Raw genomic sequence first — 17296 nt, 5'->3', positions numbered from 1 at the left:
ACGCGGTCAGGCGGGCCAGAGCATCGCCTCGATGCGCGCCAGCATATCGGCCACCTGGAACGGCTTGGCGATCAGTTGCATGCCAGTGGCCAGCGCACCACCGGCCGCTGTCGTCATTTCGGCATACCCCGTCATGAACAGCACCGGCAGCTGTGGGCGCAAGGCGCGCCCCGCCTCGGCCATCTGCCGGCCATTGATGCCGGGCAGGCCGATATCGGTCACCAGGAGGTCGATGACGGCGTCCGATTCGAGCGTGGCCAGGCCGGCAAACCCTTCACTGGCACCGAGCACCCGATAACCGGCCGCCTGCAACAGCTCGCGCAGCAGCTGCAGGACCGCCGCATCGTCTTCCACCACCAGCACGGTTTTGCCGACGCCGGCGCTGCTACCGTGCAGGCGCGGCGCCGCCGCGGTCAGCGGCGCCAGCGACGTCAATGCGGCGCTATGCTTGTGCTGCGGCAGCCACAGGCGAATGGTGGTGCCGACCCCGGCCTGGCTGTCGATATGGGCAAAGCCGCCCGACTGACCGGCAAAGCCGTACACCATCGACAGTCCCAGCCCGGTGCCCTGGCCCAGCGGCTTGGTGGTAAAGAACGGTTCGAAGGCCTGCTCCAGTACGGCCGCCGGCATGCCGACGCCGGTATCGGCCACCCCGATGCAAATATAATCGCCGGCAGCGGCGGCGCTGCTGCCGCCGAACGCACGCACCTGGCGCTCGTCGAGGCACGCGCGGGCGGTGGCGATGGTCAAAACACCGCCGCCCGGCATGGCGTCGCGGGCATTGATCGCCAGGTTCAGTAGCGCGCTTTCGAGCTGGTTGGCGTCGCAGCGGGTGATGCATGACGCCGCATCGAGTTGCAGCAGCAGGGCAATCTGCGCGCCGGTGGTGCGGCGCAGCAGCTCGGCCATCGAGCGCACCAGTTCATTGGCGTCGAGCAGGCTGGGAGCGAGGGTCTGCCGCCGTGAAAAGGCCAGCAGCCGGTGCGTCAACGTGGCGGCGCGGCCGGTCGAGCCCAGCGCCATGTCGATGAAGCGGCCCATGCGGGTACTGTCGGCCGGCGTCATCAGGTGGCGCACCATCTCCAACGGCCCCATGATCCCCTGCAGCATATTATTGAAGTCGTGCGCCAGGCCGCCCGTCAGCTGGCCCACCGCTTCCATCTTTTGCGCCTGGCGCAGCTGCTGCGCCATCTCGCGCGTGGCCGTCATGTCGATGCCGACGCCAGTGCGGCGCACCGGTTTGCCGGCAGCGTCGACATAGGTGTGGGCGCGCGAGAGCACCCAGCGGGTGCTGCCGTCTGGGTGGCAGATGCGGTATTCGGCTTCGACATCACCACTGTGGATCATGCCGGCGGCCATGGTCTGGCGCAGCACTGCCAGGTCGTCGGGGTGGATGTTGGCCATGAAGCGCTGGCGGGTGACGCCAGCGGCGCCGTCGGCCGGGTCGATGCCGTACAGCGCAGCGATCGCGCTGTCGCAGCTGAAGCGGTCAGTGGCCACTTCATAGGTCCAGACGCCAACGCCACTGACGGCGTCGAGCGCCAGGCTGGCAAAATCGATCGAGTCGCGCAACTGCTGGCGCAGTTCGTGCGAGCGCGACACGCGGTCGTCGGTGGCGATGGCGGCGGCGGCATGGCGCTGCAGCGCCAGCTCCGCCTCGAGCCGCTCGATGCGCGCCAGCAGCGCCGCCTCGCGGGCGCTGGCGGCGCTGCTCACCCCGGTGTTCATGCCAGCAGGCGATCGATCAGCTCGATCCAGTGGGTCACCGGGGTGCTGGTGCCTGACTGCAGGTGAATCAGGCAGCCGATATTGGCCGAGACGATTTCGTCGGCGCCGGTGGCGGCCAGGCTGGCCAGCTTGCGCTCGCGCAGCTGGTGCGACAGTTCCGGCTGCAGCACCGAGTAGGTGCCGGCCGAGCCGCAGCACAAATGGCTGTCGGCGCAGAGGGTGACGTCGACGCCGGCCGCGCGCAGCACGGCTTCGACCTTGCCGCGAATTTGCTGGCCGTGCTGCAGCGTGCACGGCGGATGCCAGGCCACGCGCCCACTGGCTTTGCTGCGCGCCAGGCCGGCCAGCTCCGCTTCAAACTCGGGCATGATTTCGGCAAGGTCGCGCGTGAGCTGCGACACCCGCGCCGCCTTCGCCGCGTAGGCCGGGTCGTGCGCCAGCAGGTGGCCGTATTCCTTGACCGTGACGCCGCAGCCGGAGGCGGTCATGACGATTGCCTCGACCGTGGAATCGTCGTGCCCGATCAGCGGCCACCAGGCATCGATATTGCGGCGCATGTCGTCAAGCGCCGCGTCCTGGTCGTTGAGGTGGTGGCGCAGTGCGCCGCAGCAGCCGGCCCTGGGCGCCACCAGCAACTGCACGCCAAAGGCGTCGAGCACGCGGGCGGTGGCGGCGTTGATATTCGGCGCCATCGCAGGCTGCACGCAGCCGGCCAGCACCAGCATCTTACGCGCGTGGCTGCGCTGCGGCCAGTGGCCGGCCGGCGCCGTGCGCGGCAATTTGTCCTGCAGTGCGGGCGAGAGCAGGGGGCGCGCCAGCTGGCCCATTTTGAAGGCCGGCTTGAAAATCCAGGCGCGCGGCAGGGTTGCCTTGAGCGCTGCGCGGGTGAGCCGCTCGGCCGCCGGGCGCGGCACCTGCTGTTCCACCACGCGGCGGCCAATGTCGATCAGGCGGCCATACTGGACCCCCGACGGACAGGTGCTTTCGCAGTTACGGCAGGTCAGGCAGCGATCGAGGTGCAGCTGGGTCTTGCGGGTTGCGGTGGCGCCTTCGAGCACCTGCTTGATCAGGTAGATGCGCCCGCGCGGGCCATCGAGTTCGTCACCGAGAATCTGGTATGTGGGACAGGTGGCCGTGCAAAAGCCGCAATGGACACAGGCGCGCAGGATGGCTTCGGCTTCGATGCCGTCGGCGCTGCCCTTGATGAAATCGGCGAGATTGGTTTGCATGGATCAGAACAGTCGTCCGGGATTGAAGATGTGGGCGGGATCGAAAGCCTGCTGGAGGCGCTCGTGGACGCGGGCGATGGCAGGGGCGAGCGGCTCGAATACGGGCACGCCGGCGCGGCCTGCCGCGCCCTGGCGGAACAGGGTGGCGTGACCACCGGCGGCGCGCACGCTGGCGCGGATGCGCGCGGCGCGCGCCAGCGCGTTGTCAGTGGTATCGGCGCTATCGATGGCGGGTAACTTCAACCAGCGCTGGGCACCGCCCCACTCGATCAGCTGCTCGCCGTCGAGCACCAGGGCACCGGCGGCCGGCGGCACCGACAAACGCCACAGCTGGCTGGCGTCCTTAAAATAAGGATCGCTGTGCTCGCGCAGGGCGGTCCAGAAGGCGTCGGCCCCATCGGCTGACAGGCGCTCGCCGCCGAACGAAGCAATGGCGGCATCGACGGCAGCGGCAGCGCCCTCCAGGCGCACCGTCAGCACGCCATCGTGCCAGCAGCTGGCCGACACCGGCAGCGGCTGGCCGGCCCAGGTATTCAAACGCGCGAGCGCATCGATTTCGCTCATGGCAAAGCGCAGGGTCGCTGTCGCCACCGGCCGTGGCAGCACCTTGATCGAATGCTGCAGCATGACGCCGAGCGTGCCCATGGAGCCAGCCAGCAGGCGGGACACATCGTAACCGGCGACGTTTTTCATCACCTGGCCACCGAAATTGAGCACCTCGCCGCGACCATCCATCAGCACCGCGCCCAGCACGAAGTCGCGCACGGCGCCACTGCTGGCGCGGCGCGGGCCGGACAGGCCGGCCGCCACCACCCCTCCCAGCGTCGCGCCGGCGCCGAAATGGGGCGGCTCGAACGCGAGCATTTGATTGTGTTCACGCAGCGCCGCCTCGATCTCGACCAGCGGGGTGCCGCTGCGGGCGGTGATCACCAGCTCGGTCGGTTCGTAGTCGATGATGCCTGACAGCGAACGCATGTCGAGCAGCGTGTCGGCGGCGGCGGCGGCGGCGCCATACCAGTCCTTGGTACCACCGCCGCGGATGCGCAGGGGGCGCCTGGCGGCGGCGGCGGCGAGCACCTGCTGGCGCAATGAGTCGATGTGCTGCTCGTGGGTCATGGTCAACGCGCTTTTAAAAACGGGGCAGATCGGCAAACGGCAGCAGGCCGGCCGTCACGCGCATCTTGCCGAATTCGGCGCAGCGGTTCAGGGTAGGGATGGCTTTATCGGGGTTGAGCAGGAAGGGCACGTCGAAGGCGCGCTTGACGGCGAAGAAGGCGTCGAGCTCGGCGCGCGTGAACTGCAGGCACATCGAGTTGATTTTTTCCTTGCCGACGCCATGTTCTCCCGTGATGGTGCCGCCGACCGCCACGCACAGCGCCAGGATGGCCTCACCGAATGCTTCGGCGCGCAGAAATTCGCCGCTCTGGTTGGCGTCGAACAGGATCAGCGGATGCAGATTGCCGTCGCCGGCATGGAACACATTGGCGCAGCGCAGGCCGTATTCGGCTTCCATCAGCTCGATCCCGGTGAGCACTTCGGCCAGCCGTTTTCGCGGAATGGTGCCGTCCATGCAGTAGTAGTCGGGCGAAATGCGGCCGGCTGCCGGAAACGCGTTCTTGCGGCCGGACCAGAACTTCATGCGCTCTTGGTCGGACTGCGACACCTCGATGGCGCTGGCGCCGGCCGTTTCCAGCACCGCCGTCATGCGGGCGATTTCTTCTTCCACTTCCTCATGGGTGCCATCGGCTTCGCACAGCAGGATGGCGGCGGCGTCGGTGTCGTAGCCGGCTTTGACAAACGGCTCGACCATGCGCGCGGAAGTACGGTCCATCATTTCCAGACCGGCCGGGATGATGCCGGCAGCGATCACGCTGGCCACGGCATTGCCGCCGGTGACGACGTCAGCAAACGAGGCCATGATCACGCGCGCCGCCGCCGGTTTCGGCACCAGCTTGACGGTCACTTCGGTGACGATGCCGAGCATGCCTTCGGAGCCGATGAATACGGCCAGCAGGTCCAGGCCGGGCGCATCGAGCGCTTCGCTGCCCAGTTCGATGATCTCGCCATCGATGGTGGCCACCCGCACGCGCAGCACGTTGTGCACGGTCAGGCCATATTTGAGGCAGTGCACGCCGCCCGAATTTTCGGCCACATTGCCGCCGATGGTACAGGCGATTTGCGAGGACGGGTCGGGGGCATAATACAGGCCGTGCACGGCGGCCGCTTCTGAGATGGCCAGGTTGCGCACGCCCGGCTGCACCACCGCCGTGCGCGAATACGGTTCCATGCGCACGATGCGGTTCAGGCGCGCGGTCGACAGCACCACGCCGTCGGCCAGCGGCAGCGCGCCGCCCGACAGGCCGGTGCCGGCGCCGCGCGGCACGATCGGCACCTGCAGCTCACGGCAGATGGCCAGAATGGTGAGAATCTGCGCTTCCGAATCGGGCAGGCACACCACCATCGGCAGCTGGCGGTAGGCGGCCAGACCGTCGCACTCATAGGGGCGGGTGTCCTCGGGATCAGACAGGACGACGCGTGCTGGCAGGGCGGCGCGCAGGGCGCTGGCCACCTGCTGGCGGCGGACGGGATCGATGGCGGTGGATTCGGACATGTAACGATTGTACTGGATGTTGGTTTTGCCGTATCCTCGCGCCTTATCACGGACCATTTCAGCTAAAAAAACCACAGGAGCATCATGGGCAACAGGTTATCGAAAATCGCCACCCGCACCGGCGACAACGGCACCACCGGACTGGGCGACGGCAGCCGCACTGACAAGGACAGCGACCGCATCATCTCGCTGGGCGACGTCGACGAATTGAACTGTTTTGTGGGATTGCTGCTGTGCGAAGCGATGCCCGACGACTTGCGCGAAGAACTGGTCACCATCCAGCACGACCTGTTCGATCTGGGCGGCGAATTGTGCATCCCTGGCTACCAGATGATCACCGAGGCCCATGTCGAGCGGCTCGATGCGCTGCTGGCCAAGTACAACGCCACCTTGCCGGTGCTGCAAGAGTTTATTTTGCCGGCCGGTTCAAGGGCGGCGTCGATTGCGCATGTGTGCCGCACCGTGTGCCGGCGCGCCGAACGGGCCATCGTCACGCTGGGCAAACACGAAGCGATCAACGAGCACCCGCGCCAGTATGTCAACCGGCTGTCGGATTTGATGTTCGTGCTGGCGCGGGTGCTGAACCGCTTTGCGGGGGGCAGCGACGTCTTGTGGCAGCACGAGCGGAAAAGATAACAGCCCGCGCTGACGGGGACGGCCACCGCGCTACGCGCGTGCCAGTCCCCGCAGCGGCCCAAAGCGGCGGATGATCGACGCGCCAATCCCACGCGCATCGAGCCCAACCCCGGCTAGCAGCGTGGCCGGATCGCCATGGTCAATAAACGCATCCGGCAAACCGAGCATCAGGATCGGCTTGACGATGCCTTCGGCAGCGAGCGCTTCGGCCACCGCAGCGCCGGCGCCACCCATGATGCAGCCCTCCTCCACCGTCACCAGGTAATCGTGGCTGGCCGCCAGCTGGCGCACCAGGGCGACGTCGAGCGGCTTCACAAAACGCATGTTCGCCACCGTGGCGCCGAGCTCTTCACCGGCCTTGATACTCGGCGCGACCATCGAGCCGAAGGCGAGGATGGCCACTTTGCTGCCCTGCAGGCGCACTTCGCCTTTGCCCATTTCGAGCGAGGTCAGGGTCGTCTCGATGGCCGCGCCGACGCCAGCGCCGCGCGGATAACGCACCGCTGCCGGCCCGGCGTAATGAAACGCCGTGGTGAGCATGCGACGGCATTCGTTTTCGTCCGACGCCGCCATCACCACCATGTTCGGAATGCAGCGCAGATACGCCATATCGTAATTGCCGGCGTGGGTGGCGCCATCGGCGCCGACCAGGCCGGCACGGTCGAGGGCAAAAACGACATCGAGGTTTTGCAGGGCGACGTCGTGGATCAGCTGATCGTAGGCGCGCTGCAGGAAGGTCGAGTAGATCGCCACGACGGGCTTTAAACCTTCGGTGGCGAGGCCACCGGCGAACGTCACCGCGTGCTGCTCGGCGATGCCGACGTCAAAATACCGGTCCGGATACAGGCTCTCGAAACGCACCATGCCCGAGCCTTCGCGCATCGCCGGGGTGATGCCGACCAGGCGCCCATCGCTCGCGGCCATGTCGCACAGCCAGTTGCCAAATACTTCGGTGTAGGTGGTCTTGCCGGCGGCGGCCGGCTTGATGCCTTCGCTGGGATTGAACTTGCCGGTGCCGTGATACAGAATCGGCTCAGCCTCGGCCAGCTTGTAACCCTGGCCCTTCTTGGTGACCACGTGAAGGAACTGCGGCCCCTTCAATTTCTTGATGTTTTCCAGCGTCGGGATCAGCGAATCGAGGTCGTGACCATCGATGGGGCCGATGTAATTGAAACCGAATTCTTCGAACATGGTGGCCGGCACCACCATGCCCTTGGCGTGTTCTTCGAAGCGCTTGGCCAGCTCCAGCACGGGTGGCGGCAGCACCGATTTGCCGACGTTCTTGGCGGCGGCGTAGAACTGCCCCGACATCAGGCGCGCCAGGTAGCGGTTGAGCGCACCGACCGGCGGCGAGATCGACATGTCATTGTCGTTGAGGATGACCAGCAAATTGAGGTCTTCCTGCACGCCGGCGTTATTGAGCGCTTCAAACGCCATCCCGGCGGTCATCGAGCCGTCGCCGATGACGGCGATGGCATGCCGGTGTTCGCCCTTGATTTTGGCTGCCTGCGCCATGCCCAGTGCCGCCGAAATCGAGGTCGACGAGTGCGCCGTGCCGAAGGTGTCGTACTCGCTCTCGTCGCGCTTGGGGAAGCCCGACAGGCCTTCGAACTGGCGCAGCGTGTGCATGCGCTCGCGCCGGCCGGTGAGAATTTTATGCGAGTAGGTCTGGTGGCCGACGTCCCAGACGATGCGGTCATACGGCGTATTAAACACGTAGTGCAGCGCGATCGATAACTCCACCGTGCCCAGGTTCGATGACAGGTGGCCGCCCGTTTTCGACACCGACTCGAGCAGGTACTGGCGCAGTTCAGCGGCCAGCGGGGTCAGTTGGGCCCGCGCCAGCTTGCGCATCTGGGCCGGTTCGTTGATGGTCTCTAGCAGGTTCATTTATGCTTTCCGCTGCACGATCAGGTCGGCCAGCTCGCGCAGCCGCCGTCCCTGTTCGCCAAATGGCACCAGCGCATCATGCGCCGTTTGCCTCAGTGTGTGGGCCAGCGCGCGCGACTCGTCCAGGCCAAGGATCGACACATAGGTCGGCTTGTTGGCGGCGGCGTCCTTGCCGGCGGTTTTGCCCAGCGTGGCCGAATCGGCGGTGGCGTCGAGGATGTCGTCGACCACCTGGAAGGCCAGGCCGATGGCGTTCGAATAGGTCGCCAGCGCGGCGCTTTCGGCCTCGCTGATGGTGCGCCCGGCCAGCGCGCCCAGCATCACGGCCGCTTTTAACAGCGCGCCGGTTTTCAGCTGGTGCATGCGTTCGAGCTGCGCCAGGGTCAGGCTCACGCCGACACTGGCCAGATCGATGGCCTGGCCGCCGCACATGCCGTGCGAACCGGCCGCGCCGGCCAGCACGCGCAGCATCGCCAGCAGCCGCGCCGGCGGCACGCTGGTGTCGCCGGCGAGCACGTCGAAGGCTTGCGCCTGCAGGGCGTCGCCCACCAGCAGGGCGGTCGCTTCATCGTAGGCGATGTGCACGGTGGGCTGGCCGCGCCGCAGGGCGTCGTCGTCCATGCACGGCATGTCGTCGTGCACCAGCGAATAGGCGTGGATCATTTCGACGGCGGCGGCGGCGCGTGCCAGCACATCGAGTTCGGCGCCGCTGACGACGCCGGCGGCAAACACCAGCAAGGGGCGCACGCGCTTGCCACCGCCGAGCACGGTGTAGCGCATCGCTTCGTGCAGGCGCGCCGGCTCGCTGGCAGCCGGCGGCAACAATTGCTCGAGCGCCTCTTCCACGTGCACCTGGACGGTTTGCATCCAGCCTTCGAAGGAAGCGAACAGGCTCATGCGGCGTCGCTGTCGCTATTGACGCCGGCGCCCGCACCGTCGAAGGCGGCGGCAAACGGCTTGAGCATGTCACCTTCGAGCACCTTGACCTGGGCCTCGACTTTTTCCAGCTGGGCGGCACAATACTTGACCAGCTCGGCGCCGCGCGCATAGGCGACCACCGACGCTTCCAGCGCCAGCGCGCCCGATTCCATCTGCGCCACCAGCTGCGCCAGTTCCGCCATTGCTTCTTCAAACGAGACCGGCGCGCCGGGGCCGGCCGTGTCACCCGCTAATAATTTCTTTGCCATAGATGCTTTTCTTGTGTGGCATGGCCGCGGGCGAGGTCTTCCGCACCATGCGAGCAAACACAGTGCGCAACTTCGCCGTCAACGGCCTGTCCAATTCCTTATTCTAGAACAATCCCACGCAGTCGTGACCACGGTTGGCAGTTTGCCATGGCGGCCAAAGGGCCCATTTTATCGCAAGCGCCGCTTGGGTCCATGCATGGCGTGTAAAAAATTGTTGATCAATTAAGCTTTGGGCTGGACCGGCGGCAGCGCCGCAAGACTGCAGGGCCCGTTAGAAGGTATAATCGCCGGTTATGTCCAAAAACCCGTCGTGCGCAGCCCGGCTGACGGCGTCTGGATTTCTTCTTTTTGCTGTGCTCGACGCCGCTGACGGCGCGATGCAACTTTGATTGGGGGTTGGGATGTCCGATCTGGCTACCCACGCCAAGCTGGCGCGACCAAACGCGCAGCTTCCGGTAGATGTGTATTTTGATGAAGCGCTGCTGCAGCGCGAATTGCAGACGCTGTTCAGGGCGGGCCCCCGCTATGTGGGCCACGAACTGATGGTGCCGAATGTGGGCGACTTTGCCACCCTGACGGCCGAGCACGAAGGCCGCATGCTGGTGCGCAATGCCGAGGGCATCGCGTTGCTGTCGAATGTGTGCCGGCACCGCCAGGCGCTGATGTTCAATGGCCGCGGCAACGCCGCCAACATCGTCTGCCCCCTGCACCGCTGGACCTACGACTTGCAGGGCGAGCTGCTGGGCGCGCCCCACTTCGCCGAAACGCCGTGCCTGCACCTGGCGCAGACGCCGCTGCAGAACTGGAACGGCCTGTTGTTCGAGCAAAACGGGTATCACGTGATGGAGCAGCTCAACGAACTGTCGGTGACCAAGGATTTTGATTTTTCCGGCTACCAGCTCGACCACGTCGAAGTGCAGCACTGCAATTACAACTGGAAAACCTTCATCGAAGTCTACCTCGAGGATTACCACGTCGAGCCGTTTCACGCCGGCCTCGGTGGCTTTGTCAGCTGCGCTGACTTGCGCTGGGAATTCGGCCGCGATTACTCGGTGCAAACGGTGGGCGTCAACCGCGGCCTGCAGCAATCCGGTTCGGCCGTCTACCAGCGCTGGCAGCAACAGGTGCTGCAGTTTAACGGCGGCGTGCCACCGGACAAGGGCGCGATCTGGTTCACCCTGTACCCGAACATCATGGTCGAGTGGTATCCGCACGTGCTGATCGTCTCCACCCTGTGGCCGGACGGCCCGCAAAAAACCCGCAACGTCGTCGAGTTTTATTATCCCGAAGAAATCGTGCTGTTCGAGCGCGAGTTCGTCGACGCCGAGCGCGCCGCCTACATGGAAACCTGCGTCGAGGACGATGAAATCGCCCTGCGCATGGATGCCGGCCGGCGCGCCCTGCTGGCGCGCGGGATCAGCGAAAGCGGCCCCTACCAGTCGCCGATGGAAGATGGCATGCAGCATTTTCACGAGTGGTACCGCAGCAAAATTGATCTGACCGGCCGGGAATTTTAAGTGGGTTCACTGTGGATGCTGGTAGCGGCGCTGCTGTTTTCCGTGATGAGCGCCTGCGTCAAGCTCGCCTCCGCCCATTTCTCGATCGCCGAAATCGTCCTGTACCGCGGCTTGACGGGGGTGGTGCTGGTGGCCCTGCTGGTGCGCCAGCAGAGGGGCACGCTGCGCACGCCGCACGTCAAGGACCACCTGTGGCGCGGTGCGGTGGGCGTGCTGTCGCTGTGGCTGTGGTTTTATGGCATTTCCAAGCTGCCGCTGGCCACCGCCGTCACCCTCAACTACATGTCGCCCATCTGGATGGCCGCCTTCCTGTTTTGCGCCGGCTGGTGGCATGCGAAAGACCACGTCGCCTGGCCGCTGGTGGTCGCCATTTTATGCAGTTTTGTCGGCGTCACCCTGGTACTGCAGCCAGCCTTTGAAGCGAAACAGTGGGTCGGCGCGCTGACCACGCTGGGCTCCGGCCTGTTTTCCGCCGCTGCCTACCTGCAGGTACGCAAGCTGTCGCAACTGGGCGAACCGGAATACCGCGTGGTGTTCTTCTTTTCGTGCGTCAACCTGGCGGCCGGCCTGGCCGGCAGCGCCACCACCGTGTTCGATCCGGCCGTCGTCACCTTTCACCCGCTCGACTGGTATAGCGGCGGCTTGCTGCTGCTGATGGGCACCTGCGCCACCCTGGCGCAACTGGCAATGACGCGCGCCTATGCCGTCGGCAACACGCTGGTGGTGGCCAATTTGCAGTACACCGGCATTATTTTCTCCAGCATCTGGAGCATGCTGCTGTGGGGCGACCGCTTCGGCTGGCACGTGTGGCTGGGCATGGCCATCATTTTCGGCTCGGGGCTGGCCGTCACCTATTACAATACCCGCAGCACCGCACGCGGCACCGCGGTCGAAAAAACCGACCCGATCGCCAGCGAAACCTGAGGAGACTGCCATGTTCACCACCCTGATCAGCGCCAGCGAGCTGGCCCGCGCCATGCCCGACGACGACCTCGTGATCGTCGACTGCCGCCATGACTTGCAATTGCTGACGGCCGGCCGCGCCGCCTTCGAGGCCGGCCACATCGCTGGCGCCGTGTTTGCCGACATGGAGCAGGAACTGGCCGGAGCCAAGCGCGACGGCGCCGGCGTGTTCCTTGGCCGCCACCCGCTGCCGGCGCCAGCAGATTTGCTGGACCTGCTGCGCCGCTGGGGCGTCAACGATGGCACCCAGGTGGTGGCGTATGATGCCCACGGCGGCATGTATGCAGCGCGCCTGTGGTGGCTGCTGCGCTGGCTGGGCCACCCGGCGGTGGCGGTGCTCGATGGCGGCTTGCAGGCGTGGAGCGGGCCGTTAAGCACCGCGGCGGCAGCCGACAGAGCGCCCGGCAACATCAGCGCGCGCCCTGCCCTGGCCGGCAGCGTCGATGCGGCCACGCTGGTGGCCAATCTGAGCAGCGAAGAACTGACGGTGGTCGATGCCCGTGCTCCTGACCGCTTTCGGGGCGAGAACGAAACCATTGATGCGGTCGCTGGTCATATTCCGGGGGCAATTAATCGCTTTTTCAAAAATAATCTGGACGCCGATGGCCGCTTTAAAAGCGCCGAACTGCTGCGCGCCGAACTGGCGCCGCTGGGCGACGCCGCCAGCGCGGTGATGCAGTGCGGCTCGGGCGTGACTGCCTGCCACAATCTGCTGGCGTTCGAGATCGCTGGTTTAACCGGGGCGCGTTTGTATCCGGGCTCGTGGAGCGAGTGGAGTGCCGATGCGGCACGGCCGGTGCAGCGGGGCTAGGCGCTGATAGCGTCGGCTGACGGAAAAATGGGACAGGCACCTGGCGGCGCCAGCCCCCCCTGCGTCTTACTTGTCAGGCAGAGTCAGCCGCCCGGTGTGAAAGTCGTACTCGTACGCCTCACCATACCGGCCCCACTCCACCGCCACTTCCAGCATGCGCTGCGCCTCTTCTTTCTCGACGAATTCTTCCAGCAGATCGAGGAAGGGTTGCTCCGGCAAGGAGCCACCGGGCTCGTTGTCGAGATGCTGGCGGATGCGCGCCGCCAGCGGCACCTGACTGAGTAACTGGCGCCCAAAAATTTCCTGCCGCAAGGTCTGCGCCGCCTGCACGTAGCTGTGACCCAGTGCCGTCAGAGAAATGTCGCCATCTTCGATCAGTGCCAGCCCCAGCTGACCGAGCGCTTCATAGGTCGGCAGCAATTCGTCGTCTTGCAGCTCGGCCACTTCGGACAGTTGCGGCAAATCGGCGCGGCCATTAAATGGCGCCTCGGCCAGCAGTTCGAGAATCGCTTCGATGCGGCTGACGTCGGTCTCGGGCAAGCGGTAATCGATCTGTTTGGCTGCGGTCGCCGCCGTGTGCGCTTCGCCTGCCGGGCGCATGGTCATCAGCGCATACACCTGGTCGATCAGCGCGCGCACGGCGGGCGAATCGAGCGAACGGGGACGCGGCAAGTCGATCGCCACCTGCTGGCGGATGCGCCCCGGCCCGCTCGACAGGATGATGATGCGGTCCGCCATCATCACCGCTTCCTCGATATTGTGCGAGACGATCAGGATGCCCTTGGTGGGAATGCGCTGGCTGTCCCACAGCTCTAAAATATCGTTGCGCAGTGTTTCGCCAGTGAGCACGTCGAGGGCGGAAAACGCTTCATCCATCAACAGCACATCGGGATTGGTGACCAGCGCACGGGCGATGCCGACGCGCTGACGCATGCCGCCCGACAGTTCACGCGGCAGCGCGCCGCCAAAGCCGGCCAGGCCCATCAGGTCGAGCATGGCATCGGCGCGCCGTTCGCGTTCGGCCGCGGCGATTCCCTGCGCCTCCAGGCCCAGCTCGACGTTTTGCTGCACCGTCAGCCACGGAAACAGGGCGAACGACTGGAACACCATGGCCACGCCCAGCGCCGGACCGGCGATCGGCCGGCCACGGTAATGCGCCTGGCCGGCATCGGCACCGATCAGGCCGGCCATGATGCGCAGCAGGGTCGATTTGCCGGAACCCGATTTGCCCAGCAGGGCAACAATTTCTCCCTTGTTGAGGGTGAAATTGACGTCGTCGAGAATCAGGCGGGGGGCGCCGTCGGCACTGCGAAAGGATTTTACGACGCCCTGCAGTTCCATCAATACAGCTTCGCTCATGCTCATTCCTTGTCCATTTCTTTTATTACAGGCCGCGCTGTTCGGCACGCGCATACAGTGTGCGCCAGAAAAAGCGGTTCAGCAGCATCACGAACACGCACATCACACCGATGCCCAGCGCAATGCGGTGAAAGTCGCCGGCATCGGTCATGCGCTTGATGTAACTGCCAAGGCCATCGGCGACCAGCGTGGTCTTGCCCCAGGTGACATACTCGGCCACGATGCTGGCATTCCACGAGCCGCCGCTGGCAGTGATGGCGCCCGTCACATAGGCGGGAAACACCGCCGGCAAATACACCCGCTTCCACTTGAGCCAGCCCTTCAGGCCGAGATTGTCGGCGGCCAGCCGTAGCTCGTTGGGAATGGTCGAGGCACCGGCGACGACGTTGAACAGGATGTACCACTGGGTGCCAAATACCATCAGCGGACTGAGCCAGATATTCGGATTGAGCCGCAGCGTCAGCAGCAGATACACCACCACCGGAAACATCAGGTTGACGGGAAAGGCGGCGAAGAACTGCGCCAGCGCCTGCACCCGCTGGGCGTAGCGGGGGCGCAGGCCGATCCAGACGGCAACCGGCACCCACACCAGCGAGGCCAGACCGATCAGCACCATCACGCGGGTCAGGGTGAGCAGGCCCAGCACCACCACGTGACCCGCTTCGGCCCAGCCCACCACGCTGTGGACGAAGCGCACCAGTTCATACACGGCCAGCAGCGAGGCGGCCGGCAGCAGCACGCTCCAGCCGCGCGCGGCGTAACTGGCCAGCGCGTGCGCGCGCGGGCGGGCGACGGCGCGGCCGCCACCATGGCTGAACCAGCCCAGCGCCCGTCCCATCAGGCGCCAGAAGCGCTCGGTGAGGGCGCGGATCCAGCGGCTGCGGCGGCCCCAGTCGAGCAGCCATGAGCCTTGCGCGGTGTCGCCCTGCGATTCTTCGAAGCGGAACTTGTCGGCCCACGCCAGCAGGGGACGGAAGAACAGCTGGTCGTAGATGACGATGCCGGCCAGCATGGCCAAAATCGCCCAGGCAATCGCGGCGCCGTTTTCCGCCTCGATCGCCAGCGCGATATAGGCGCCGATGCCGGGCAGCTTGATGTCCTGGCCACCCACCGAGATCGCTTCGGCCGCCACCAGGAAGAACCAGCCGCCCGACATCGACATCATCATGTTCCACAGCAGGCCGGGAATGGCAAACGGCAAATCGAGGCGCCAGAAGCGCTGCCAGGCCGACTGGCAAAATACCCGCGATGCTTCGCTCAGTTCGACCGGCACGGTGCGCATCGACTGGTACAGGCTGAACGCCATATTCCACGCCTGCGAAGTAAAAATGGCGAAAATGGCGGCGCATTCGACGCCCAGCAGATTGCCGGGAAACAGCGCGATGAAGGGCGCAATGGCGATCGCCTGAAAACCGAGAATCGGCACCGATTGCAGGATGTCGAGCAACGGGATCATCAGCTTTTCGGCAGCCCGGTACTTGGCGGCGACGGCGGCAAACACAAAGCTGAACACCAGTGAAAAGCCGAGCGCTGTGAACATGCGCAACATGGTGCGCAGCAGGTAATACGGCAAATGCACCGGGTCGAGCGAGATCGGCGTCGGCTGCCCCACCGTGAACGGGCGCGTCATTTGCATGGCGCCGTAAGCGAGTGCGGCGAGCAGGGCCAGCACCAGCGGCAGCAGGATCCAGTCCCAGCGATTCGGGCGGCTGCGCAGCGCGCTGACGCTGCGGCGCCCGTGAAACAGTTCGAACATACGATTTCCTTACATCTGCGCGTGCAGGCGGATGGCGCCGACGTTGACGGGACCGCGCGCGCGGTTGTACGCGGGGTTGGCAATGTGCTGGTAGTCGAACGTCAGCCAGGCGTGGCCGCCCAGCGCGACGCTGTAATACGTTTCGGCGATCGCTTCAGGCCGGTAGGCGAGACGGCCGTCGCCGACAAAGGCGCCGTGGCCGCCGGCGGCCAGATAAGCGCGGTGGGCGCCCGAGAGGCCATCGCGCACCAGCGCCACGCCCGCCGTGTCGGCGCTGCGCTGCCACAGTTCGCCCTTGAAGACGGCGCCGGCCGAGAGCGAGCGGTCGATTTCGGCAAAGGCGTAGGTCTCGGTGGCGCCATCGTTGGCGCTGGCGCGGGCGAACACGCCGATAGCGGCGGTCACTTCCTGGTCGACGCTGATGCCGGCGCCGCGCTTGCTTTGCTGGTGGCGCACCAGGGCGACGTCGGGGCTGCCACCGTCGCGCGCGGCAGCGGCGAGGGCATCCTTGAAACTGCCCATGACCGCCTGGTTGTGAAATGCCAGCAGGCGCACGCTGCCGGCGCGGCCGGCGATGGCATGGCTGTGGCTCACTTCGAGCTGGTCGCCAAAGTGATGCCGCAGCTGGCGGTCGAGTGCCAGGCCGTTCGATTGTGCCGGCTGCATGAAGCGGCCGGCGCGCAGCACCCAGGCGTCCCAGTACCATTCGACGGCGGCACCGTTGCTGTAGCCACGGGCATCGGCGGCAAAATCATAGGCGCCGTGCGCCAGCAGGGCCCAGTTCATGAACTGCGTGCGCGGGTCATGCGCCAGCGCGTTGTTGTCGAAAATATCGATGAGCGCCAGATTGCCGGCGGTGACGACGATGCGGCGCTGGTCGACCATGCCAGCGAGCTGGTTGCTGTCAGACTCCACCTGCACGCGCGCGCCACCGAGGGCGATGCTGTGGCGGGCGAACAGGCGCGCGCGATACAGGGTCGGATGGGGGCCGCCGGTCTTTTGCTGCTCGCCATTGCTCATGCCGCCCAGCCCCGTCAGATTGGACAAGGGCACACCCTGCACCAGCTCGGGATTGACGTACAGCTCGCCGCCGGACCAGGCGCGCCAGCCCAGCGCCGCCGTGGCGCTGAACGAATACGAGGTCTCGGCCGCCGTGCTCAAGCTGTTGATGCCACTGTAAGGGGCAGCAAAGGACGCTTTCTTTTGCCAGATATAGGTCGACTGCGCGTGCAGGTTCCACGCTTCCTCGCTGCCTGCCGGCGTCTGCGCCTGAACCGGCAGGGCCGCCAGCAGCGCTGCCGCCAGCACGGCGCCCTGCAGCTCATTCATGTAATGCATTGCTACCTCGTTGAATCGACGATGACGGCCAAAACCGCAATCTTGATGGCGTGCGCGAGCACGGGCCACGGGCCGTAACGGCGGGCGCTTGATGATGACTGCTGCGCATGACCGGGTCGTGACAGCGCACGCCATGTCGGCGGCAGGCCAGTTCAACGCGGTATGTTCGGTATGTTAGAGGAATGCTGACGGACCGGGCGAGCGCCCGGGACATCGGAATACCATCATCGGCCAGCGGCGCGATGACGGCAGGAGGAACCCGCTGCGTTAG

General features: G+C 65.7%; 14 protein-coding genes. 4 read left to right on the top strand and 10 right to left on the bottom strand.

Annotated features, from left to right (window positions below):
• Positions 1–6: 6 nt before the first annotated feature.
• Genes ACP7BZ_RS08255 through ACP7BZ_RS08240 form a run of 4 tightly spaced genes read right to left on the bottom strand, consistent with a single transcriptional unit; the run spans position 7 to position 5568 of the window.
• Positions 7–1728, bottom strand: coding sequence for a response regulator (locus tag ACP7BZ_RS08255; protein ID WP_426111939.1), 1722 nt, complete (start codon positions 1726–1728; stop codon positions 7–9).
• Complete coding sequence (gene glcF / locus ACP7BZ_RS08250; protein WP_426111937.1) at positions 1725–2957, bottom strand: glycolate oxidase subunit GlcF; 1233 nt, start codon at positions 2955–2957, stop codon at positions 1725–1727. Before glcF ends, ACP7BZ_RS08255 begins: the two co-directional genes overlap by 4 nt.
• A gap of 3 nt (positions 2958–2960) precedes the next feature.
• Positions 2961–4073, bottom strand: a complete 1113-nt coding sequence (gene glcE / locus ACP7BZ_RS08245) for a glycolate oxidase subunit GlcE (protein WP_426111935.1) — start codon at positions 4071–4073, stop codon at positions 2961–2963.
• A 13-nt stretch (positions 4074–4086) separates the two neighbouring features.
• Positions 4087–5568 (bottom strand): FAD-linked oxidase C-terminal domain-containing protein, encoded by a 1482-nt coding sequence (locus tag ACP7BZ_RS08240; protein WP_426111933.1) that lies wholly within the window; start codon positions 5566–5568, stop codon positions 4087–4089.
• 84 nt (positions 5569–5652) lie between these two features.
• Between ACP7BZ_RS08240 and ACP7BZ_RS08235 the strand changes: the two genes are divergently transcribed.
• Positions 5653–6204: a cob(I)yrinic acid a,c-diamide adenosyltransferase gene (locus ACP7BZ_RS08235; protein WP_426111931.1), complete on the top strand. Its 552-nt coding sequence runs from the start codon at positions 5653–5655 to the stop codon at positions 6202–6204.
• Between the two features lie 30 nt (positions 6205–6234).
• Here ACP7BZ_RS08235 and dxs read toward each other — a convergent pair whose 3' ends face one another.
• From dxs to ACP7BZ_RS08220, 3 genes are read right to left on the bottom strand one after another with little or no spacing between them, the layout of a single operon-like run.
• A complete protein-coding gene (dxs, locus tag ACP7BZ_RS08230) occupies positions 6235–8094 on the bottom strand; it encodes a 1-deoxy-D-xylulose-5-phosphate synthase (protein WP_426111929.1) in 1860 nt (619 codons plus the stop codon).
• Positions 8095–8991 carry a polyprenyl synthetase family protein gene (locus ACP7BZ_RS08225; protein WP_426111927.1) on the bottom strand — a complete coding sequence of 299 codons (897 nt, stop codon included), beginning with the start codon at positions 8989–8991 and terminating at the stop codon, positions 8095–8097.
• Positions 8988–9281, bottom strand: a complete 294-nt coding sequence (locus ACP7BZ_RS08220) for an exodeoxyribonuclease VII small subunit (RefSeq protein WP_426111925.1) — start codon at positions 9279–9281, stop codon at positions 8988–8990. Before ACP7BZ_RS08220 ends, ACP7BZ_RS08225 begins: the two co-directional genes overlap by 4 nt.
• 401 nt (positions 9282–9682) lie before the next feature.
• Between ACP7BZ_RS08220 and ACP7BZ_RS08215 the strand changes: the two genes are divergently transcribed.
• The 3 genes from ACP7BZ_RS08215 to ACP7BZ_RS08205 are packed head-to-tail and all read left to right on the top strand — an operon-like array spanning position 9683 to position 12572.
• On the top strand, positions 9683–10798 hold the full coding sequence (locus tag ACP7BZ_RS08215; RefSeq protein ID WP_426111923.1) for an aromatic ring-hydroxylating oxygenase subunit alpha: 1116 nt from the start codon (positions 9683–9685) through the stop codon (positions 10796–10798).
• Positions 10799–11722 (top strand): DMT family transporter, encoded by a 924-nt coding sequence (locus tag ACP7BZ_RS08210; protein ID WP_426111921.1) that lies wholly within the window; start codon positions 10799–10801, stop codon positions 11720–11722.
• Between the two features lie 10 nt (positions 11723–11732).
• Complete coding sequence (locus ACP7BZ_RS08205) at positions 11733–12572, top strand: sulfurtransferase (RefSeq protein WP_426111919.1); 840 nt, start codon at positions 11733–11735, stop codon at positions 12570–12572.
• Positions 12573–12638: 66 nt separating this feature from the next.
• Here the strand turns inward: ACP7BZ_RS08205 and ACP7BZ_RS08200 are convergent, their stop codons facing one another.
• Genes ACP7BZ_RS08200 through ACP7BZ_RS08190 form a run of 3 tightly spaced genes read right to left on the bottom strand, consistent with a single transcriptional unit; the run spans position 12639 to position 17025 of the window.
• Positions 12639–13931, bottom strand: a complete 1293-nt coding sequence (locus ACP7BZ_RS08200) for a nitrate/sulfonate/bicarbonate ABC transporter ATP-binding protein (protein ID WP_426111917.1) — start codon at positions 13929–13931, stop codon at positions 12639–12641.
• Positions 13932–13956: 25 nt separating this feature from the next.
• Positions 13957–15687, bottom strand: coding sequence for an ABC transporter permease (locus ACP7BZ_RS08195; protein WP_426111915.1), 1731 nt, complete (start codon positions 15685–15687; stop codon positions 13957–13959).
• Between the two features lie 9 nt (positions 15688–15696).
• Positions 15697–17025: a carbohydrate porin gene (locus ACP7BZ_RS08190; protein WP_426111913.1), complete on the bottom strand. Its 1329-nt coding sequence runs from the start codon at positions 17023–17025 to the stop codon at positions 15697–15699.
• Positions 17026–17296 lie beyond the last annotated feature (271 nt).

It is taken from the genome of Massilia sp. PWRC2, assembly GCF_049896725.1.
Taxonomy (GTDB): Bacteria; Pseudomonadota; Gammaproteobacteria; order Burkholderiales; family Burkholderiaceae_D; genus JAFCUW01.
Note: the sequence above shows the minus strand (reverse complement) of the source record. Positions and strands in the feature narration are given on the sequence as shown.